The organism is Natrialba chahannaoensis JCM 10990, from assembly GCF_000337135.1.
GTDB classification, from domain to species: domain Archaea; phylum Halobacteriota; class Halobacteria; order Halobacteriales; family Natrialbaceae; genus Natrialba; species Natrialba chahannaoensis.
In genome coordinates this window covers 185,071-206,087 of the sequence record NZ_AOIN01000046.1, presented here as the reverse complement: position 1 = coordinate 206,087, position 21,017 = coordinate 185,071, and the positions used below count along the sequence as shown (strand labels likewise).

Genomic DNA, 21,017 nt, shown 5'->3' with positions numbered 1-21,017 from the left:
TCGTCGAGTCTACTGGGAGATCGGCCAGATCAACGGGCGAGCCCAGTTCCGGATAGGCGCTCTGGGCGACTGACCCGGCGGCGACCGTCTGTGACGATGCTCGCTGGATCGACGTTTCGGACTGACGACGCGCCCGTGAGCGCGTCATCTCGTCGGACGATCGACTCGAAGGTTGCCCCGAGTCCGTCTGCGTTTGCTCACGATTCTGGTGCGACGGCATGGGTAGGCTTCTGTCGAAGCTATCCGAACGTATCATAGCTCTCGTAAGCCGCCTGTCGTGGACCTGAAGCCCACGCCGAGAAAACAACGATACGATGGCCCAACGGTGTGCATTGGTTGTACGTTATCGGAAGGAGTCAAACAAATATTGATTCGGTCTCAACTCAGTAGTGATTTGAGACTCCCGAGAACTGATTTCGAGCCGAAGAACGCCGAGCGCTGCGTATCGCCGAGGAAGACATCACCATCTTCGGGCATGTGATACTCGGGGTAGAAGTCGACCGATTCGTATTTCTCGGCCGCTTCGAAGGTTCCCAAACCAAGTACCTGATACTCCTTGGGCGGTTCGAGACCCATCCGGATGAAACAATCCCGGATCTGGCAGATGAGGTTGAACTGGACCGCTGCCTTGAACTGCTCGAGCGTGCCCGGATCGGCCGGTGGGAGTTCGATGCGCGTATCCGGCTCAACCTCTGGCTCGAGTGCGGTGGTGACGTGTTCTTCGCCGCGGTGATCGAGATACGCCATGTGGAGTTCCGAGACGCCGTCGATGTAGAGGCCGTCGTAGAGGGTTACTCCGGCGTCAGTAGCCTCTGCGGCGAGATCGTCGCTGTACGCCGACCAGCTATCTAGTTCATCCGGCGACAGACTTCCAAGCGTGAGGTCCGACGGCGATCGATCGGTAAGGTCGAGACCATACCGCTCCGCGAGCGTTCTGGCCTCTTTCTCAAACTCGGTCTCGAGCGGATCGAGGCCAAGATAGACATTCTTCCGGTAGAGGACTAACTCTTCGGATTGGGCGTCCGCTGGCAGCTGCACGACTCGCTCGTAGTCTTCGTCGTGGTGGCTCTTCAGTTGCTGGTAGAGGTCACCGAAGTTAGCCTCGAACTCCTCGAGGTCCATCTCGGCGACGGCGAGACGGACAGCGTTGATGCGTTCTGGATGAATCCGTGACGGCACCGTGTCGTAGCCGCGTTCACAGTAAACGTAATAGCGGGCGAACCGGCGGGCTTGCTTTACGTGTTCGTTGCCCTCGTCGGACCGTTTGGCTGGATCGTCAGGATAGCCGTCTTGTTCGTGGTATACAATTTCACTAGAACCAATCTCAATGGTGATATCGTGCTCTGTAGTATTGTTGTCCGTAACGTAGATCTTCAAATATTCTCCGTCTTCACCTTCGATGTTGCCATCCATTAGGAATCACCGCCCTGGTAAGGGTCATAGCCAGCCCCAGTCTCAGTCTCAGTTTCACGCCTACCGAGGATTTTCTCGACGTAGTGTTTGACGAGGCCGCCGATATCATCAGCCCAGTCGGGGGCCATCTGGGAGGCGACCGCGTTGACGTCCGGGGCGCGATGTTTCGCGTAGGTACTCGTCATGGCTGTTGCCGGAGCCGACGCCATCGCCATTTCGGGACTGCCCGTCTGGAGGCCAGCGTAGGCCAGCCCTGCGCCGACGGTCAGACCGGCGGCCGTCGTCACGACGTTGTCGGTGACTGCCGATTTCATTTTCTCGCCGAGTGTCGGACCCGGCCCGACCTGCGAGGCGACGTACGATCCCAGTTCCGAGACTGCATTTTCGAGTTGTGAGAGTCGCTGCTCGGTATCGCCCTCTGTGTTGCCCAGAGTCTCGAATTTGGCCGCTTGGGCTTCCTGCTCGAGGCGGCGCTGGTCTCGCTGCATCTCGAGCAGGTTCTTCGCCGAGCTAGCCATGGTGAAGACCGCACTTCCGACGCGCTGGACGTGAACGTCCGTTCCCTGCATCTGCTGGCTGCCGAGGTCACCACCATCCATAATCTGGGTGGCGACGTCTTCGGCCTCCCGTTCGGCCTGTGGGTCCGGATCGATTTCCATCTGGAGCTCAGTTTTGGGCATCATCGACACTGGCGCGTCTGGTTGCTGGAGCGTGTGGACGACCTCGTGGGCGATGAGGTGCTGGCCAGCAGTCGACTGCGGATCGTACTCGCCGGGACCGAAGGCGATGCTGTTGCCCACGGTAAACGCACGCGCGTTGAGTTCCTGACATGCCTGCTGGGCAGCCGCCCCTGTATAAATCCTAATCACAGGTTTGGGTCGACGCTCCGGCTTAGATCCTGTACCCCGGCACGTCGGTGTCCGGGTCGGCGTAATCTGGGTAGCAATCGAAGTGGCGGTACTTTTGGGCGAACTTGTAGAGACCGTGACCGAGGACGCGATACTGTGCGGGTGGTTCCTCACCCATGCCGACGTAACAATCCCGGATCTGACAGAGCAAGTGTTCTTCGATCAATGGGCGGAACTGCTCGAGCGGATGCGCAGGTATCGGCGTAAACTCCAGACGAGCGTCTGGCTCGCGGTCGAATGGCCGATCGCCCTCGACAACGCGGTCGTCGTTGGTGTCCTCGTAGTAGAGCATATGGACGTCTGAGACTGCCTCGATGGAGAACTCCGGCGGATCAATGTCACCGGACGCCGCTCGCTCCTGGACCTGACCGGCGAAACTGGCGACTTTCTGCCGAAGGCCACCACTGCCGATCTGGGCCTCGACGTCGTCGGCAATCGCTGCCAGTTCGTCGCTGTACGCGTCCGCGGTCGCCCGGATCTCCTCGAGATCCTCCTCGAGGTAGACGTCGAGCATGTACAATCTGAACTCCTCGCGGTCGACGTACTCAAGCGGGTCGATCGGCGGCTCGACCGACGGATCGTCGTAGCTGACCACCTGACGGTGGAAAGGATCGAACAAAGACTCGAACGCCTCGTCGTCCATCGTGTGGATACCTGCGAGGACCGCGGCAATTCGGTCCGGGTTCATCCGCGGCTCGAGAGTGTCGTAGCCCGTCTCGCGGTAGACATGGTAGCGGGCGTAGCGACGAGCCTGGGAGAAGCGTTCATCTTCGGTGTTGGTGCGTTCAGAGGGGTCGTCGGGGACTCTATCCTGGGCATGCGCTTCTATATCACCTTTGAAGTCCATCGCGATGCGATGTTCTACGTCACAATTATCGAGGACTGTGACTCCGATTCCCTCATCGTCTTCTCCGGCAATCTGTGCATTCATGTTAATCCCAGAACCTCAGCCGAGACTGATCTCCATTGTCTGCTTCCTCCCGTGCTTTACGCTCGTCCTCGTCACTCTTGGCGCGCTACTCAGAGAACCAGGCTTTGGCGCGTTCTTTGAGGGCTGAGAGCCCTTCTTTGCCGCCAGTGATTTTTGCGGCGGTGGTTCCAGCGATGACTGTTCCGAGAACAGCGTCGGCGTGAGCGTCCCCGGTGAGATTGCCGAGTAAGCTTTCCATGTCGAGGGCTTCGGCACCGGCGTGCTGGGCCTGGGTTAGCGCAGCACCGACGCTTCCCCAGAGACCGGCCGCGCCAACTTTCTTCGCGATCCCGCCGTCGTCCGACCCGTCCAGTTGCGCTTTGAGTTCGTCGGTCCGATCGGCAAGCGACTTCAACGGCTCCAGTTCGCTCAACGACTCCTCGATAGAACTCACCCGGTCCGCCAGGCCTGAACCACCGTCTGCACCTTTCACTGGTGCACCAGCAGCTACTCGCTGGATGTGGACGTCGGTTCCCATCCGGCTAACTACCGGCGACTCCTCACCGGAAAGCGCCTGCGCGGCTGCCTCGTCAGCTTCGCGCTCTAACTGTGGATCGGGGTCGATCTCGAGAGTAGCCTCCTCCTGGGGCATCATTGAGATGTCCCCGCCGGTCTGCTGGCGGACGTGTGCGAGTTCGTGCGCCAGTAAGAACTGCCCCTCGGGCGAGGTCGGCTCGTACTCGCCGTCGTTGAACGCGATGTGATTGCCAACGGTAAACGCACGGGCATTGATCTCTTCGCATGCCTGGGCGGCCTGTACATCCGTGTGAATGCGGACATCACCGAACGAATCCCCATCCGCTCTTCCATCGCCCGCTGGATCGCTCCATCCAGCGATCGACCAGGCGAGGAAAGCACGTCGCGGACGGTCTCGGGCACGCCTGCCTCACCCGCGGGCGTGGCATCGTGCTGGGGCTGCTTGCTTCGCTGGAGTGATGCGACGTACTGACGTTCGACGCCCGAGGGAATTTCAGGGGGCACTCGGCTTGGCAGTCGTGGAATGCCTGCATGCCACGAGACTGGTGAGCCTCTATTTCCATGGTGAGGACTTAATTACACCCGATATCCGGGGATGTTGGCGTTTGGATCGACGTAGTCGGGATACATATCGAAGTGGCGGTACTTCTGGGCGTGTTTGTGGAATCCAGGTCCGATCACGCGAAACGGTGCCGGCGGTTCCAGCCCCATGCTGACGTAACAATCACGAAGTTGGCACAGCAGGTGTTCGGTCACGAGTGTTCGGAACTGGCCGATCGATTCAACTGCTGCAGGCGTGAGTTCCAGTCGTGTGTCAGGCTCACGCTCGAATGGCCGGTCTCCCTCGACGATACGCTCGTCATTGAGTCCCTCGTAGTACAGCATGTGGACGTCGGAAACCCCTTCGATCGTATACTCCGGTAGCTCCAGTTGTTCCTCATCGAGACGGTCAAGCAGGTTCCCACCAAAATTTCCTAGAGCCTCTTTGATACTTCCGGCAAATGAGGTTTGAGCGGCAACGTCCTCGGCGATGGTTGCGAGTTGCTCCGCATACGCTCCGCCAGAAGCCTTGATCTCCTCGAGATCCTGTTCGAGATAGATATCTAGCATGAACAACCGGAAGTCGTCTAAGTTGCCAACGTATTTGAGAACAGGAATGGGGCCCGAAACCGAACCCGAGAAGTGACTAATCACCTGCCGGTAGTACTCTCCAAACAACTCTTGAAACTGCTCGTCGCTTAACTGTTGGAGCGCGACAATCGTTGCCGCGATGCAGTCCGGATTCTGTCGTCGTGAAAGCGTCTCGTGCCCTCTTTCTCGGTAAATATGGTACTTAGCGAAGCGGCGCGCCTGTGACACGCTTTCGTCTTCATCGGTTGTTCGCTCCGATGGGGCGTCAGAATATCCATTTTGGTTATGGTGGTCTATTCCACCATCTTTCTTTCTCATTTCGATTTTATGCTTGATCCCGTTTCTATCCGTAACATGAAGTCCAATCTTGTCGTCGTTTTCGCCAGTGATTTCTGCCTCCATATTACGTCAGCCCCTCTGAGTTATTGTCGCCAGTTTCATTATCATCTCGGAGCGCGGGTTCATCAGCAGTACTACTGTTCCGGAAGTCTGTGAGTTGGTCCTTGAGGCCCCCGAGACCCATCCCCGCTAGGGTTGTAACGCCACCGGCAGTCGCACCAATGACAGTCGCAAGGGCGAGGTCTACTTGTGGGTCACCGGTTGATGCACCGATCATCTGGTCCATACCCTCTTTCAGGAAGTCTCCTAGTCCGCCGAGGAGCGCTCCGCCGCCGATTCCCATCGCAACCTTCTGCTCGGTTGAAAACGACTCCTCCGTGCTGTTCGATTTGAGCTGCCCGACTTTGGACCACAATCGGCCCACGGAATCCTCGTGTTCATCGAGTTTCGACTCGTAACTTTCCAGTTTTCCGGAAATGTTTTCGAGCGTGTCTTCGATCGAAGACACACGTTCAACGACCTCACTGATCCGCTTCGAGTTGCCGGCAGCAACGGCATCAGTCCCTTGGACCATCCGCTGGACGTGTATCTCCGTTTTCTGCATCCGCTGAATCCCGAGTTCACCGCCTGCCATTACACGCTGAGCGGTTTCCTCGGCCTCTTGCTCCAGCTGTGGATCGGGGTCAATCTGCAGATTGGCATCCGGTTTGGGCATCATCGAGATGACCCCGCCGGTCTGCTGGCGGACGTGCGCAAGTTCATGTGCGAGAATGTGTTGGCCCTCGGGCGAGGTCGGATCGTACTCGCCGTCGTTGAACGCGATGTGATTGCCGACGGTAAACGCACGGGCATTGATCTCTTCGCATGCCTGGGCGGCCTGTGCATCCGTGTGAATGCGGACATCACCGAACGAATCCCCCATCCGCTCTTCCATCGCCCGTTGGATCGCTCCATCCAGCGATCGACCAGGCGAGGAAAGCACGCCGCGGACGGTCTCGGGCACGCCTGTCTCACCCGCGGGCGTGGCATCGTGCTGGGGCTGCTTGCTTCGCTGAAGTGAGGCTAGGTTCTGCCGTGAGTTGTCGTCTGGGACCGCTGCTGGCCGGTTCTCGAAGCGCTCGCGGATTGCTTCGGCGCGAGCGCTGGCTAACGGTCCCAGCCCGGGCTCCTGAGGCGCTACGGCCTGTGGCACACGCTGGACTGATGCATCGACAGCCGCTCCTGCGGTCGACACCACTTGGCTGGACGCCTGCCCGGTCTCCGTCTTTGCGGTCGTTCGAGATTGCCGACGTTCTGAGTTCGATGTCTCTGCCTCGTCACTCGAGGTTCGTGACTGGGTTTGGTTGGATCGGTGTTTCATCGCCGTCCTCCGTTATCGACACTACTTTTGCTTGCTCTCCGATCCCAATAGGTCATTACCTCTGATTTCAAAGTACTATACAATAATTCTTTTTTCTCATGCTTGGATTGGATTGTATTCTCTGCTCGCTCTCCGAGACGAAAGATTATTTGTTTCTATACATGATCGAGTAGTATGTACGAACGGGCTGGTGATCACCTCCAGGCAGAATTCGACCGAATCTTGGTCGGATTAAATGCGCTAACTGAAATGGAGGTGGGGATCGATGAATCGAATGTGGGTCAACGGGTAATGGACGTACCCGATGCCCCCGTAGATGCTGTTGGAACCCTCGCAACTGTTGGACGAACAGTTCGGGCAATTGCTGGGAAGGAACAGCACACAGATCCGTCCACGGAACAGCCCTCAACCGTCGATCTTCAAACGACGGTCGCAGAGCTAGCGGCCGAAATCGAACACGATCTTGAGGGGGCACGAGAAAGCGACACTGAACCTGAACTTCGACTCGATCGACTTGCACAGTTGTTCGACCTTTCACGGGTCCACCTAGACGTATTCTTGCTCGCGCTCGCACCCGAGTTTGACAGAAACGTGACGTCCGTCTATGGGGAACTTGCTGGGACGGGCCAGCCGATATTCCCGACAGTAAACGTTCTAGAAATAATTCTCGTCCGGCTGGGGCATGGGACACACAACGATGTCTCGCCAGGAGAGGCACTCGCGACTACCTCACCACTGCTTGAGCACGATTTGCTCGTCCGTCACGCTGGAAAAGCCAGCCAACCCCCCGGTTTCGATACCATCTCCGTTGACGACCGTATCGTCGGCTACCTCAAAGGCGGCGATGCCATCGGTCCTGCCCTGGCAGACACCGTCACGATCGAACGAGGCGAGTTGACTCTTGACGATCTCATCTTCGACGCCGAGACGACAGCGATCCTAGAGGAGACTGCCGACCGCTCATATGAGGCGAACAGACCGACGGTCTACTACTTCTCTGGCGAGGATGGGGCCGGAAAAGACCGCTTGCCGGAAGCCCTCACCGCCCCCGAGACGCCGATCCTGCGAGCCGACGCTGCCGACGTCCTCGAGGACGACGAACTGACCACTCGCCTGATCCGCGAAGCCGTCCTCCAGGACGCGGCTCTCCACCTCAAGGGACTCGAGGCGGTCACGGGCGACAGAGAAGGGCCGACGATCGAAGACACCGATGGCGACCTCGAGATTACGACCGAGGACGGCCGCTCTGTCGATACCGTGGTCGAACGCCTCGACGACGCACCCGGCGACGTCTTCCTCTCGCATACCGACGAGTGGAAACCCGACGTCGACCTCGCCGAGCATCGCGTTGAGACGGCTCACTGTCCGTTCCCCGACTACGAGACGCGCCTCGAGGTCTGGGAAAAGCACCACGAGGAGGTCGACGACGACTACCTCGTCGAGAACGTTGCGACGAACTTCCGGCTCCCACAGCGGGACATCCGACGAGCCATCAAAACAGCTCGGTATCTCTGTCGAACCGACGGCGATGCTGACGACATCGACCCCGCTGCACTCGAGGCTAGCAGCGAACCCGACAGTGGTGTCTTCGCCCCCGTCAACGGCGCACTCGAGCGCGACCATCTCTACGAAGCGTGTAAACGGTACTCGGCCAGTAATCTCGAGGCCCTCGCAGAGTCGATGGAACCGGGCTACACCTTCGAGGACATTTACCTCAACGACAGACCGAAGACCCACTTGCGGGAACTCTGTGGACATCTCCAGTATCGGGGCCAGGTCACCAGCGAGTGGGGCTTTGGCGAAACCGGCGATAGGGGCGACGGCGTCGTCGCCCTCTTTTACGGCCCACCCGGCACCGGGAAGACGATGGCCGCCGAGATTATCGCCACCGAAACCGGCCTCGATCTCTACCGCGTCGACCTCTCCCAGATCGTCAACAAGTATATCGGCGAAACTGAGAGCCGACTCGGGGCGCTCTTAGAGGAGGCCGAACGCTCGAACGCCATCCTGCTGTTCGACGAGGCCGACTCGCTGTTCGGCGAGCGGACCGACGTCGGCGATTCAACCGACCGCTATGCGAACAACGTGACAAACTTCCTGCTGCAGCGTCTCGAGAGCTTCGACGGGATTGCCCTGCTGACGACGAACAAACGCTCGGGGATCGATCCGGCGTTCAAACGCCGGATCGCCCACTCGATCAACTTCGATGTCCCCCAGGAGCGTGTACGCCGACAGATCTGGCGTAACGTCTTTCCCGACGAGGCCAGCGTCGACACCAGCGAGTTCGACTACGAGTACCTCGGTCGTATCGTTGTGACTCCAGCTATCGTTCGAAAGGTCGCAAAATACGCTGCCTACATCGCGGCCACCGAAGCCCACGACGGCCACCCTCTCGAGGACTCACCGACCGACTTCGCGGACGTGACGATCACCTTCGATCACGTGATCCTGGCGCTCCAGTATGCAAGTGAGGCGGGCGGGGTCGCCATCGAACAGGACTTCACCCAGTACGAGGACAAACTGCGAAGCTACGAGAACCAGAACGTCAGTCGGGAGTGGAGAGACGAACTCAGTCGAAAGTACGGCGATGAAACCAACACCGACCCCAGTGAGACCGACTCGAGTGGGGACGAAACCGGACGGGTCGTCGAAGACGAGTCGCCCGTCGACGAAGATCACACGAGTGCCCCGCCGGTAGACGCTGACGGTGGTGAAACTGTTGACCCGGGTTCGGATTCGGACGTTGATCCGGACACTGGGCCCCCCGAATCGACCGCTAATACGCCGTCCGGAAAACGGCCCGCTTCGTCCGTTGATCCGGCCGATGGTCGCTCCCCTGAAGCGGTCGTCACCGAATTCGTCACCCGGTTGGCCGACGGTGACGGTAGTGCCCACGCGTTCTACCATTCTCGGACGATCGCAGACGAATTCACCAGCAAAGATCTCGCAGTCCTGGACCACGGTAACGTTTCGATCGGCAATGATATCGAACGCGTTACTGACGCTCACGATAGTGTCGTGCTGCGGGTCGATCACGAGGTGAACACCGAGCAGATCCCCGAATCGATTGTGAGGATTCCGGAGACCGCTACGTACGAGTTACGCCCGGAGGAAGGTGAGGGATGGCGTATATTCTCGATCGCGGGCCGATAGTCTCCACCCTACCTCTGCGTTAAATCCACGTCTCTCGACCCCATCCACGCCCGCAGTCGCGCAGCCAACGCACCCGCCGTCTCTCTCCGGTCTCTTCTCCGGTGAGGATGGCACCGGTAAGGACTGCCTCTCTGCTGCGCTCACCGATCCCGAGGCCTCTATCCTACGGGCCAACGCCGCCGACATCCTCGAAGATAGCGGGATGCAAAACGGCGACCTCCTCACTCGCCTGCTACGCGAATCGACCCTCCAGGAGGCCGCTATCTACTTGACGGGACTCGAGGCAGCCACTGGCTGCGAGGATGGCGCGTCACTCGGATTCGACGAGGAGGACGGCTGGACGACGCGCCCGGCGACGTCTTTCTTGGCCACACCGACGAGTGGTAACCCGATGTCGACTTCGAGACCCATCGCGTCGATCCCGCCCACTGCCCGTTCCCAGACTACGAACTCGAGTGGCTATCTGGGAGGACGACAGCGAGGAGATCACCGACGAGCACCTGGTCAGTAACGTCGCGACGAACTTCCGGCTGCCACAGCGCGACATCCGCCGAGCAGTCAAGATTGCCCGGTATCTCTGTCGTACGGGGACTGATGTCGACGATCTTGACGAACTCGAAGCGCTCGAAGAGACGGACGCCTTTGCGGGCGAAACCGACACCTTCGCGCCCGTCGATGGCGAACTTGAGCGCGACCATCTCTACGAAGTCTGCAAGCGGTACTCGGCGAGCAACTTCGAGGCGCTGGCCGAACCGATAGAACGAGAAAAAACGCGGTGATCGACTGCCACTCCCTGTCGACGATCCGTTACCGATTCTCGTCGATCACCTCCACCGCCACGTCGTCAGGCCCGGGGCCGATCACGACGCGATAGCCTTCGTACTCGAAGCCAACGAGGACGTTCCCGCCAGACTCGAGCACCGCAGCCAGTGCCTCCGGATCAACGACCTCGTACAGCGGTGGCAGATCGGCCACGTTGAGGTCGTTACGGGCCGCGATACGAGTGAGTGCCGTGGAAATAGCGGGNCGAACGTCGACTCGCAGTCGGGACACGTGATCGCGCCCTGAGCCGAGTCCGCGCGGATGTCAGTACCGCACTTACAGTGGATCGTCAGTTCACAGTGCATGTGTCGAGTTGATAGCGTGGCCCGACACGCAGCGAAGCGCACCCCAAGATGATCCAACCGCTTGTGAGACTACGTTGGCGATAGGTCGGCAGGTCTTTATTTCGTCGCCNCCCGACACGCAGCGAAGCGCACCCCAAGATGATCCAACCGCTTGTGAGACTACGTTGGCGATAGGTCGGCAGGTCTTTATTTCGTCGCCGTCAATGATGGAGTGCTCCCGCTACGCGGGGGCGTGTATGAGCCGGAGTCCGTGCCTCCAAGCTAGGAACTCCGGCTCTGCGCACTTTCGTGCGCGTTTGTTGGCTACTCAAGCAATCGTAAAGAACGTTAGGATATTGACCGATTAGTGACGCCGCACGCGCCATCGACTGGCCACACCTCTCGCTCGAAACTTCGAGTACTCGAGACTGACTCGTCAGTCATCCTCGAGCGATCCCACTCGAGGAAACCGATCCGAAAGGATCGCAAGCATTCGTCGTTAGCTACTACTCTCAGTACTGCTCAATTCCGTCGATTGGCTTTGAAAACCACTGTTCAGAGCGGCTAGCTTGGCTGGATCGGGGTCATGGAAGAAATCACGAGGCTACGGCTTCGGTACAGTTGACGGCTGAACTCCACAACAGCCATTGGTAATACATCTGTCATAATTGCAACACGAAGAGAACTTCTGAGCGTAGCTAAAGACGGATGGCTGACGGTGTTTGGCTACCGGTACAGGGAGACGTACAGCATGCCGAAGCCGATGATGAACGGAATCGTTTCGACGATGTAGAACGCTGTTGCAGCCGATGGGAGTTGAGACGTGATCGTCGTCAGGGCAACGCCCATACTGAGGAATGCGAAGCCGATGAACGCCGACTCGAGTCGCTTCGATTTGCTCTTGGTGTACGATTGAAAGCTAATGAGGGTGAGACCGAGTGCCAGTGCGAAGACGGTCAGTTGCATCAGCATGAGGACCCCTTCTGCGAGTGCGTCAAGCATTAGTGGAGATCACCTAATTGAGAGAGTGTTGGGTGGCGGGGTTGTAGCAGTTTTGGCAGGCGTGTCTGGTCATCCAATGGGTCATCGGGGAGTGTGGCATCTCTCGCATTCGCGCCTGCGAGGGGCTCTGCGGTCGTGCTTGCTGTGAAAACTGTGGTGAAGAGAGGAGCCGTCGTTCCATCGGTCGATCTGTTCTCTGTTCTGCTCTCGTCACGGTGTGTCGGCAGTACTGTCGTCATCGAGATCGGCAACGTTTCCATCGAACGTCCAGCCGTCACTACTGGACACCGAGTTCGTCCCACAGGCGCGTAAACCGATCGGGGAGATTCTCCTCACGGAAGATTCGAACGTCGTACTCGTCGTCTTCCAGCGAGATGACGGTGCTATTGAAGTTGCACGTATACTCTTTGTAGTGGTTCCCGTCGTCGGCGACGAGCGTGCGGTCATTGATTAGTTCGTTCTCTTTGAGCACGTCGAGGCGGCGATAGATCGTCGGCTGTGAGAGCTCAAGTCGCTCTGCAAGGTCCTTCGCTGAGCCCGGCTCACGACTGATCGAGGCGAGAACGGTCCGTGCATGCTCGTCCCCGATCGTATCGAGAATTTCTTCGATGGAGGACTCCTCATCCATGTCTAACTCGTTGCGCGAGTCACAGCAAAAGGCTTTCCCAGTCAAGCCGACCTTCTCCATCCGTTATATTTTTATTGGCCGAGGTGTAGTGGCTAGTACTGACACGGCCTCGATCGTATCAGAAAGAAACAATATACTTTGGCCGCCTTTCTCAATTCCTGAAGATACCTATATATACCTCTTCTCGACCGCCGAATCTACTGATTGGGATATATCATATCCTGGTGAGAGTGACGAGTATGGCAACGACTGATGGTGTGTCAAACGGGATGACCGAGCCGTGCGAGGTTTGTGGAATTGACACGTTACACGAAGTTTCTGTGCAACTCGTTACTGAAGGCGGCGAAGGAGAGAACGCGCGGTACTCACGCGAACCGTATCGCGTTCGCGAGTGCCAGCGTTGTGGCAACCGCGAGAGCAAGCGAATGAACAACGCGTAGTCGAGCATCGACCGCGTAACCGACTTTTCCGAAATCGCGGTCGCGGTCGCAGCCGCAGCCGCAGCCGCAGCCGCAGCCGCAGCCGTCGATCGAATTCGACGCGCTCCGGTAGCTACTTGGGGACCCCATCCGACCGACGACTATGGGCGGACGCGGGCCGAAACGCGAACTCGCTGAGAAAATCGCCGGCGAAATAACGTTGAGTGACGACCCCGGAGCGACGCTGCGCAAGTGGCGAACCGACTTCGACGTCTCTCAGACTGATCTCGCGGCCGAACTCGACGTCTCCTCGTCAGTGATCTCTGACTACGAGAGCGGCCGACGAGAGAGTCCTGGCATCGGTGTCGTCGGTCGTCTCGTCGAGGGACTGCTTACCATCGACGAGCGCCGCGGCGGTGACCGTATCCGGCAGTACGGCCGTGTGCTCTCCGCAGGCTTCGACAGCGATGTCGTTCTCGACCTGCGCGAGTATGCGAGTTCGGTCCGCCTCTCGGAACTCTACGACGATGTTGGCGCGACGGAGGTCGCCTCCGGTGGCACGGATCGCATCAGCGGCCACACCGTCATCGACAGTATCGAGGCGATCACCAGACTCTCTAGTGAGGAATTCTTCCGCCTCTACGGCCAGAGCACCAACCGCGTCCTCGTCTTTACGGGCGTCACCCGCGGCGAAGCGACCGCCGTCGCCTTGCGCGTGCTCAACCCGACACCGAACGCTGTCATCCTCCACGGCATCGATGAAGACGATCTCTGGCCCCACGCGGCCGACCTCGCACGCATCGACGGCTACTCGCTCGCTGTGACTACGACGCCACTTGAGAACCTCCTCGACGAACTGGTTGGACTCGAGTAACCCTGCTATGGATCGAACCGAACAGTGGACGGCTGCCCTGGCGGTGTTCTACCTGGCAACGCTCGCACTCGTATACGTCCTCGATGAGCCGAGCGCCTGGCTGCTCTGGGCGGTCGGCATGGTCGTTGTCTCCGGTGCGGTGTTGATCGCGTTCAACCGGTCGACGCCGGTCGAGGACGATAGCGCTGCTGACTAATACGCAGACCTGTCCTTTCACACTGAAATACCCATAATTTAGAGAGATAATAAACAAAATGGGCCACGAGACGCTCGAGTTCAGCATCGATTGTAGCGACTGATTTTTGGCTCGTTCGTTCCGTCCCGTCTCGTTCCGCTCTCCCGGTCGGTCTCGAATCCAAACTAGTCGTCGAAATTGGTTGTTTATTCGGCGCGCACAACCCCCGAATATCCACTGTGCTCTTTGAGGTACCAAATACCGCGATGACAGGCGAACCCACCACGTCACGGGACGGTCTCCGAACGACGCGTCGACGAACCCGACAAGTTGACGCTGCCGCCGGCCGCTCACGACAAGGAGATACCGGTGACGCAGTCACCCCTCCACGAAAGCTCCGGCAAGTTCTTTTTCGTCGTCGCCTCCCACTACGACAACCACACATGGGGACCACAGCCTGGCCCGTACTGGGTGCCACAACTCCTAATCAACGAGACCGAAGGGTAACCGCGCGATGACACGCAACTCGAGTACGGGCTCCCGACGGACTCGCCGATCGGTGCTTCGACTGGGGGCAGCCGCTGGCGCCATCTCGATTGCAGGCTGTCTCGGCTCGCTGCGAGAATCTGAGCCGGAGCTGTACACCACGCCGGCAGCGGCGGAGTTCGAGGCTGTCGTCGACGCCGCGTGGCTCAAGGATAGTCTCGAGGGGGTCGAGTTACTCGACGTGAGGGACGAAGATGAGTTCACCAACGGCCACGTTGCCGGCGCGTCCCGACTGCCCGACACCGACCTGATGCGAGACCACTACGAGGAAACCGAGGACGGGTACAAGGCCGCACCGGAGGTGATCGCGGCCATCGCCGCGGATGCGGGAATCACCACCGAGGACGATGTCGTGGTCTACGGCTCCGGGTCGAACCTGTGGGAGACGTACGCGATCTACACGCTCCGCGCGATCGGGCACGACGGGATGGTCGCCTTACTCGACGGCGGCTTTCCGGTCTGGGCAGCTGCAGGCGGCGACATCGAGGCCGGCACGTCGGAGCCGGAACCAGACACCGGCGAGTACGAGCCCGAACTCGAGACGGACGTCCTCGCGACCCGGGAGTACGTCGCCGACCAGGTCCATGAGGACGGGGCGAACGTCCCGCTCGTCGACAACCGGTCACCCGAGGAGTACTGGGGGATTGAGAAAGATGGTCCCGTGGACCGTCACGGTCACATCACCGGCGCGATCAACGTGGAATTTACCCAGAACCTCGTCGAGGACGACGACGGAAGCCGGCTGCGCACGCCGGCAGAACTCGAGCGGCTGTGGCTTGAGGAAGCCGACCTCGATCCGGACGAGGAGACGATCTCGTACTGCTCGACCGCCGTTCGCGGCTCGGTCGGCTGGTTCGTCATGGAACAACTCGGCTGGGAGACCGTCAGGAACTACGAGGGAAGCTGGCACGACTGGGGGACGCTTACCGAGGGTGACGGGTACTACTACACGTCCGGAGAGGGAACCGGCGACGTGATCGATGTCTTCGACTGATAGGAACGAGAGGTCGACGGCGACCGACGGTGACCGCGTCCAACTCACTCAGCGTACACGTTTCTCACCACCGGTCGATCGTCGAGTTGGTTTTCTTCGTACTGAACCATCGATTCGGCCAGGCCTTACGGGCTATAGTAACAACTGAAACTGTTTACACACCAATCGCACAGCCCTCGTGCGATTGGGTATGCACTGACTTTTGATGGCTACTATAGACGTGGGTTGGGCAGCTCGGAGAACTCAACCCAAAGACCGCCGTCAGAACCATCGAGCAAGCCGTTGGGATTTGATTTACTGGGGAAGTTGTCCCTCAACTCATCGAATCAGCTACAATACTCAGAGTGAACCGTATCAGGCTTCATCACTCATCAGGTGAGTACCATCCACCACAGCGCTGCGCTTCCGGCGGCAATCGCCGCCATGCCCCAGAGTAACCCACGAACGGCTGTTCCACGGAACCACGTCCGTGCCAGCGCGGTTTGGTCGTGCCCGCCCTCGATGAACAGTTCGGTCGAGGGTTTCCGTGCGGCGATGACGAGTGGTGATTCGTTCGTCTCTGTGGCTGTTGCCTGCCCAGCGCTGTCTGTCGCAATATCGCTATCTGTATCCGCATCTACATCTACATCTACATCCACATCCATGATCGCACCCGCATCGGCCGCCTCCGACCGCACAATACCAACGACCGTCACATCAATCCCTGGCTCGAGTACCGTCTCGTGATACGTCCGTTCCCGATCAACATCTCCGGCGTACCGCGCACCACGTAGCCACGCCGCGAGCCGGTCCGGCGGCGTCTCCGATGCCCGCACCCGTGTCGTGGTCGACTCGAGTGCAACCGCTGCGTGGGCGGGGTCAACTCGGATCCGACCGGTGTCGTCTTCGAGGACGAACGGGACGTGGTCGCACTCGAGTTGGTGCGTTTCATTCGGGGTACCGATTCCGAGGCGAGTCGTGACCGAGTTGCTGAGGCGGGAGAGGAGCGACGACGATGTGGCTGATTCAGTGTCAGTTGCTATGAGTCGGTACCAGACGGCGGTGGTCCCTGTCAGTGGTGTGGAGAGGGGGTTAGTGTTAGCGTTCGTGGTACCGGTAGTGTTCGTGGTATTGGTTGTGTTAGTGACCGTCGTAGTGCTAGTTCCGGACCCACCACTCGGCCCAGTAGCTGTCGTCGGAACCACTGTTCCCGAAACGGTGATGAGTCCGTCGTCGACGCCGCCGATAGCTGTCGGTCCCTCTTGTCGGAGCCGGTAGCTGGTCACCGCGGCGACGACTCCGCCGGCAAGGAGGTAGAAGCCACCGCCAATGGCGATTCCGCCAAGAGCAGTCGCGAAGAACGCGCCACGAGCAGTCCCCGAGTCTGCCGCCTCGGGCCAGAACGGATAGCCGCCGACCGCAAACGGCAGCCAGACGACGACCGTCGCGAGCAGGAGCGTCCCGGCGTACAGCCGCATTCCGAGAGAAAAGCGCCGTCCCGCCCAGCGGGCACCGGATTCCGGGTCCGGGTCAGCGTTGTTGGCGTGTATCGCCAGTGCAACGACAACAGCCCAGATGTGGCCGAGAAGCACGAGCGCAAGCAGGTCCAGTCCAGTGATGGTTGGGGTCATCGGTCACTGAAACCGGCGCGGTTCGTCTCGCGTTGTACTCGAGTAGCGGACTGGGACCTGTGACGGGCGGGATGCAGATGCAGATGCAGATGCAGCATGCTAGCGGGGAGGGAAACGGTCAACTGGCCCTGGTCGTTGTGGGATCGCGATTAGGCGACCTGTGCTTCGTAGTCGGCAGCCGAAAGCAAGTTCTCGAGTTCGTCCGCGTCGGCGGGGTCGATCTCGAGCATCCAGCCGTCACCGAATGGGTCGTCGTTGACGAGCTCTGGCGCGTTGAAGAGGTCGTCGTTGATGGCGACGACCTCGCCGCTGACGGGGGCATAGAGGTCCGAGACTGCCTTGATGGACTCGATGACGCCGAACTCGGTGTCTTGCTGGAGGTCGTCACCTTCGTCGGGGAGTTCGACGAAGACAACGTCGCCGAGTTCGTCCTGTGCGAAGTCGCTGATGCCGACGCGGACAGTGTCGTCGTCGGTTTCGAGTGCCCATTCGTGCGATTCGAGGTATTGTCGGTCGTCGGGAATATCGAAGCTCATGTGTATGGTGGTGTGTTGTATATGGTCCGCTATCTTCGTCTGCGTGCAGCCAGTACTTATACCGTATCGATGAACGGCGTCGTTTCAACTCTTGCCTTCTTCGATTGCCCGCGGACGACGACTTGCAGGGTCGTCCCCGGCTCTGCGTACTCACTCGGAACGTAGCCGAGTCCAATCGGTTGGTCGAGTGTCGGACTCATCGTTCCACTGGTGACGGTCCCGATAACCCGGCTGTCCATGTTCGTGATGTCGTAGCCGTGGCGTGGGATTCCGCGGTCAATCAGCTGGAAGCCAACGAGTTCCTCGTTGAGGCCATCCTCACGCGCGGCTTCGAGTGCGTCGCGGCCGACGAACTCGGTGTCGAGGGCGACGGTGAAGCCGATGCCGGCCTCGTACGGTGTCCGTGGATTCGATTCGAGGTCGAAATCCTGACCGGCGAGCAGCAGGCCAGCTTCGATCCGAAGGGTGTCTCTCGAACCGAGGCCGCAGGGTTGGCAGTCGAGCTGCGCCCAGATGTCCTCGGCCTCGCTCGCGGGAACGATCAGTTCGAAGCCGTCCTCACCGGTGTAGCCGGTGCGTGCAGTCCAGCACTCGACGCCGTCAACGGTTGCCATCGTCGCCGTGAACCGATCGACATCGGTGACCGACTCCTCGGTCACATCGTCGACGAGCTCGGGTGCGTTCGGCCCCTGCACGGCGAACATCGCGTACTCGTCGGTCTGATTGTCCACGGTCGCCTCGAGGTCGAACTCGTTGCGGTAGCTGATCCACCGTTCGTGGGTCGCTTCGTCGGTGCCAGCGTTCGGGACGAACAGGTAGGTCGCCTCGCCGCCCTCGTTTGGGAGTCGGTAGACGACCGTGTCGTCGATGATCAGTCCATCTTCGTCCGTAATCGTCGCGTACTGGGAATCGCCAACATTGAGTCGGGTGACGTCGTTGGAGGTCAGCCGTTGCATCAACGTCGTCGCATCCGGACCGGTGACGTGAATCTGGCCCATATGCGAGACGTCGAAGATACCAACGTCCTCTCGAACGGCCTCGTGTTCCGTCTGAATCGAGTCGAACTCAACCGGCATGTCCCAGCCGCCAAACTCCGTAAATTTGGCACCACGTTCGTCGTGAATCCCACGCAAAGGCGGCGTCTGAAGCGGCATACTCGGCAGGACACGCCGGGGATAGTAAGGTCTTTTGTGATTGTGCTGTCACGAGTGTGAGGCGTACTGTAGGACAAAAAAGCGAGATGCGTCGCTGTGGTGGGGCAAGCTGTACCGGCGTGACCCCACCCTAACGGTCATCGAGCCACAGACCTAGCTTTGCGTCCCGGATCAACTCGAGTTAGCATGGTGTGAACGACGTCCGACTGCTGGTGTGGCTGGCGTGGTGTGTGCTGGTGTCGCGGTGTCGGCGGCTGATACTCGAGTGGAACGTGGGCTGGTCGTGGGAAGTTCCGGCCGGGGGCTCGATTAGGAGCCCAGTTCTTCGACGGTAAGCGTGTAGGAGCCGCTGCCGTCGTAGCGGTCGACGAGGATGCCGAGTTCCTCGTTGCCGTCGAGGTTGACCTCGATCTCTTCGTCCGCGCCCCAGTTGTACGAGCGACGGTCGTAGTCGGTCGTCGTCGGCGTGCGGCCGTCGAGCGTCAGGAAGAGGTCAAAGGTGGCACCTGACGATGGGCCGTCGAGGGTGACGGTTGCGTGACACGGGTTGTCAGTCGAGAGTTCGTAGCTGTAGGTATCGCTTGGGTTGCCGCCCCAGCCGCCGCTGAGGTGGCCCTCCTCACTCACGGTGTTCGTCTCATCGCCACATTCTCCATCACCTGGATCATCGTCGTCATCGTCGTCGTCGTCGCCGTTGTCCGGATCCGTCGTCACGGCCTGCTCGGCGTCGACCCGACCATAGCCCTGTTCTTCGGAGGACAGCCCGACGTCGACGGCAGTGTTCTGCAGGTGACTACGCAGTTCGTCGTTCGAGAGGCCGGGATGGGCCGACAGTGCGAGGCCGGCGACACCGGCGGCGACCGGTGACGCCATCGACGTTCCCGAGAACGTGTCGTAGTCGTCCCAGTTGACCGTCGAGAGAACGTTTCCGCCGGGTGCGGCGAGTTCGATCTCCGGGCCGATGTTGGTGAACGCAGAGCGCGTTTCGCCTTCGTCGAGCGAGGAAACGGCCATGACGCTGTCGTAGGCCGCCGGGTAGGAGACGCTGCCACCATAGTCGTTCCCTGCTGCGGCAATGAGCAGCGTACCTTGGTCTTCGGCGTACTGACAGGCGTTGTCGAGTGTCTGGCTGTAGCCGCCACCACCGAGGGACATGTTAATGATGTCTGCACCTTGGTCTGCAGACCACTGAATTGCGTCGGCGATGTCTGAAAGTGACCCACCGCCACCGTCGCCGAGCGCGCGTGCTGAAAGCATCGAACAGTTGCTGATGCCGGCGTGACCAGTGCCATTGTTCGTGCCGCCGGCGGCGATCCCGCCGACGTGTGTCCCGTGATTCTCACCGACACTGACCGGATACGGGTCGCTGTTGTTGTCAACGAAGTCGTACCCGTAGTTCGAGACGCTGCCGTCCATGTTCTCCGCGAGGTTCTCGTGGTCGTACTGGATCCCCTGGTCGATGACCGAAATCGTCACGTCACTGTCGCCGTAGGTCTCCGCCCAGGCTCCCTCACAGTTGACCTGCTGTGGCGCGTACTGCTGGCCATACATCGGGTCGTTCGGGACTTCCAGGGTTTCGTAGGTCGCGTTGTCCTCTGCGTACTCGATGTCATCTTCCTGGAGGACGTTTCGTTTGAAATTCTCGCGTGCCTGTTCGGCAGCGTTGCTCGGGAACTTGACCGCAACGTAGCCGAGCGTCTCGTTCGTGTGGACGATGTTCGCGTTCGCTGGAATCTTCGACTCGACCGTCGCCTCCGTACTCGAGGCACGTTCGGAGACGCCGATGATGATCTCGTCCTTTTTCGGGCCGGGCTCGCGTCCCGGTGTTGCGCTGGTAACTCCCCCGAGTCCCAGGAAGGCCCCCAGTGCACTTGCTGCTTTCAGTACTGATCGCCGCCCGACATTGTCATTGGTATCACGTATCATGATACGATATAGAAAATGCAGACTCTCTATTAAAGTGTTATGAAACTAGGTAGAATTTATTCTACAAAATCTAGGCATCTATTACACTTCTACTACCCAATATCTCTAAGAAATAACCGTAGACAACAAGCTCTCGCTGATACGTTACTTGAGATTGGTAAACACAAGTATGGTTTGTAGGTGTTAGAGAATGTCACGCCCTATCTCGGACACGTTGTCGCCCGGACGAAAAGCGAAGTCGAGATTGGCGGGACAGCGACAATGGTGTGTCGAACATCGCGCGTGGCAGCATCCCA

At 59.4% G+C, this 21,017-nt stretch carries 20 protein-coding genes and 2 pseudogenes; 7 read left to right on the top strand and 15 right to left on the bottom strand.

The annotated features are described in order from the left end of the window. The 7 genes and pseudogenes from C482_RS22100 to C482_RS22330 all read right to left on the bottom strand — a co-directional run. Positions 1 to 220 (bottom strand): annotated as a pseudogene (locus C482_RS22100) (DUF4157 domain-containing protein); the annotation flags it as partial. Between the two features lie 158 nt (positions 221 to 378). Beyond that, positions 379 to 1,413, bottom strand: a complete 1,035-nt coding sequence (locus C482_RS08375; RefSeq protein ID WP_006167104.1) for a hypothetical protein — start codon at positions 1,411 to 1,413, stop codon at positions 379 to 381. Continuing rightward, positions 1,413 to 2,282: an eCIS core domain-containing protein gene (locus C482_RS08370; protein WP_161605594.1), complete on the bottom strand. Its 870-nt coding sequence runs from the start codon at positions 2,280 to 2,282 to the stop codon at positions 1,413 to 1,415. The genes C482_RS08375 and C482_RS08370 overlap by 1 nt, the downstream gene beginning before the upstream one ends. A 22-nt stretch (positions 2,283 to 2,304) precedes the next feature. Then, entirely contained in the window at positions 2,305 to 3,252 is a 948-nt protein-coding gene (locus C482_RS08365; RefSeq protein ID WP_006167102.1) for a hypothetical protein, read from the bottom strand. 85 nt (positions 3,253 to 3,337) lie between these two features. After that, a pseudogene (locus tag C482_RS22850) lies at positions 3,338 to 4,170 on the bottom strand (eCIS core domain-containing protein); the annotation flags it as partial. Positions 4,171 to 4,344: 174 nt separating this feature from the next. Continuing rightward, positions 4,345 to 5,301, bottom strand: a complete 957-nt coding sequence (locus C482_RS08355; protein WP_006167100.1) for a hypothetical protein — start codon at positions 5,299 to 5,301, stop codon at positions 4,345 to 4,347. Position 5,302: 1 nt separating this feature from the next. After that, positions 5,303 to 6,598 carry an eCIS core domain-containing protein gene (locus C482_RS22330; protein ID WP_006167099.1) on the bottom strand — a complete coding sequence of 432 codons (1,296 nt, stop codon included), beginning with the start codon at positions 6,596 to 6,598 and terminating at the stop codon, positions 5,303 to 5,305. Between the two features lie 174 nt (positions 6,599 to 6,772). On the opposite strand from C482_RS22330, the gene C482_RS08345 reads away from it, so the two are divergent. Next, positions 6,773 to 9,751 (top strand): ATP-binding protein, encoded by a 2,979-nt coding sequence (locus C482_RS08345; protein WP_006167098.1) that lies wholly within the window; start codon positions 6,773 to 6,775, stop codon positions 9,749 to 9,751. Positions 9,752 to 10,015: 264 nt separating this feature from the next. On the opposite strand, the gene C482_RS22730 is transcribed toward C482_RS08345, so the two are convergent. After that, a complete protein-coding gene (locus C482_RS22730; protein WP_193787744.1) occupies positions 10,016 to 10,180 on the bottom strand; it encodes a hypothetical protein in 165 nt (54 codons plus the stop codon). Between the two features lie 26 nt (positions 10,181 to 10,206). On the opposite strand from C482_RS22730, the gene C482_RS22725 reads away from it, so the two are divergent. Then, on the top strand, positions 10,207 to 10,530 hold the full coding sequence (locus C482_RS22725) for a hypothetical protein (protein ID WP_006167097.1): 324 nt from the start codon (positions 10,207 to 10,209) through the stop codon (positions 10,528 to 10,530). Between the two features lie 28 nt (positions 10,531 to 10,558). Here C482_RS22725 and C482_RS08335 read toward each other — a convergent pair whose 3' ends face one another. The 3 genes from C482_RS08335 to C482_RS08325 form a co-directional block, all read right to left on the bottom strand. Further along, positions 10,559 to 10,804: a HalOD1 output domain-containing protein gene (locus C482_RS08335; protein WP_006167096.1), complete on the bottom strand. Its 246-nt coding sequence runs from the start codon at positions 10,802 to 10,804 to the stop codon at positions 10,559 to 10,561. A 779-nt stretch (positions 10,805 to 11,583) separates the two neighbouring features. Further along, positions 11,584 to 11,859, bottom strand: a complete 276-nt coding sequence (locus tag C482_RS08330) for a DUF7521 family protein (RefSeq protein WP_006167095.1) — start codon at positions 11,857 to 11,859, stop codon at positions 11,584 to 11,586. Between the two features lie 277 nt (positions 11,860 to 12,136). Continuing rightward, entirely contained in the window at positions 12,137 to 12,487 is a 351-nt protein-coding gene (locus tag C482_RS08325; protein WP_006167094.1) for a winged helix-turn-helix domain-containing protein, read from the bottom strand. A 239-nt stretch (positions 12,488 to 12,726) separates the two neighbouring features. Here C482_RS08325 and C482_RS08320 point away from each other — a divergent pair, with 239 nt between their 5' ends. From C482_RS08320 to C482_RS08305, 5 genes are all read left to right on the top strand, one after another. After that, positions 12,727 to 12,927, top strand: a complete 201-nt coding sequence (locus tag C482_RS08320) for a DUF7835 family putative zinc beta-ribbon protein (protein WP_006167093.1) — start codon at positions 12,727 to 12,729, stop codon at positions 12,925 to 12,927. Positions 12,928 to 13,069: 142 nt separating this feature from the next. Beyond that, positions 13,070 to 13,780 (top strand): helix-turn-helix domain-containing protein, encoded by a 711-nt coding sequence (locus C482_RS08315; protein ID WP_006167092.1) that lies wholly within the window; start codon positions 13,070 to 13,072, stop codon positions 13,778 to 13,780. A gap of 7 nt (positions 13,781 to 13,787) precedes the next feature. Next, positions 13,788 to 13,976 (top strand): hypothetical protein, encoded by a 189-nt coding sequence (locus C482_RS08310; protein ID WP_006167091.1) that lies wholly within the window; start codon positions 13,788 to 13,790, stop codon positions 13,974 to 13,976. A 348-nt stretch (positions 13,977 to 14,324) separates the two neighbouring features. After that, positions 14,325 to 14,462: a hypothetical protein gene (locus tag C482_RS21485; RefSeq protein WP_161605593.1), complete on the top strand. Its 138-nt coding sequence runs from the start codon at positions 14,325 to 14,327 to the stop codon at positions 14,460 to 14,462. 7 nt (positions 14,463 to 14,469) lie between these two features. Then, positions 14,470 to 15,495 carry a sulfurtransferase gene (locus C482_RS08305; protein ID WP_083858596.1) on the top strand — a complete coding sequence of 342 codons (1,026 nt, stop codon included), beginning with the start codon at positions 14,470 to 14,472 and terminating at the stop codon, positions 15,493 to 15,495. A 371-nt stretch (positions 15,496 to 15,866) separates the two neighbouring features. Here the strand turns inward: C482_RS08305 and C482_RS08300 are convergent, their stop codons facing one another. The 4 genes from C482_RS08300 to C482_RS08285 all read right to left on the bottom strand — a co-directional run bounded on the left by C482_RS08300 (position 15,867) and on the right by C482_RS08285 (position 20,721). Further along, the gene (locus tag C482_RS08300; RefSeq protein ID WP_006167089.1) at positions 15,867 to 17,105 is read right to left on the bottom strand and encodes a GIDE domain-containing protein; all 1,239 of its coding nucleotides are present in this window, start codon (positions 17,103 to 17,105) and stop codon (positions 15,867 to 15,869) included. Positions 17,106 to 17,254: 149 nt separating this feature from the next. Further along, complete coding sequence (gene gcvH / locus C482_RS08295) at positions 17,255 to 17,641, bottom strand: glycine cleavage system protein GcvH (protein ID WP_006167088.1); 387 nt, start codon at positions 17,639 to 17,641, stop codon at positions 17,255 to 17,257. Between the two features lie 56 nt (positions 17,642 to 17,697). Then, entirely contained in the window at positions 17,698 to 18,795 is a 1,098-nt protein-coding gene (gene gcvT / locus C482_RS08290) for a glycine cleavage system aminomethyltransferase GcvT (protein WP_006167087.1), read from the bottom strand. Positions 18,796 to 19,104: 309 nt separating this feature from the next. After that, positions 19,105 to 20,721 (bottom strand): S8 family serine peptidase, encoded by a 1,617-nt coding sequence (locus C482_RS08285; RefSeq protein ID WP_006167086.1) that lies wholly within the window; start codon positions 20,719 to 20,721, stop codon positions 19,105 to 19,107. Between the last annotated feature and the right edge of the window lie 296 nt (positions 20,722 to 21,017).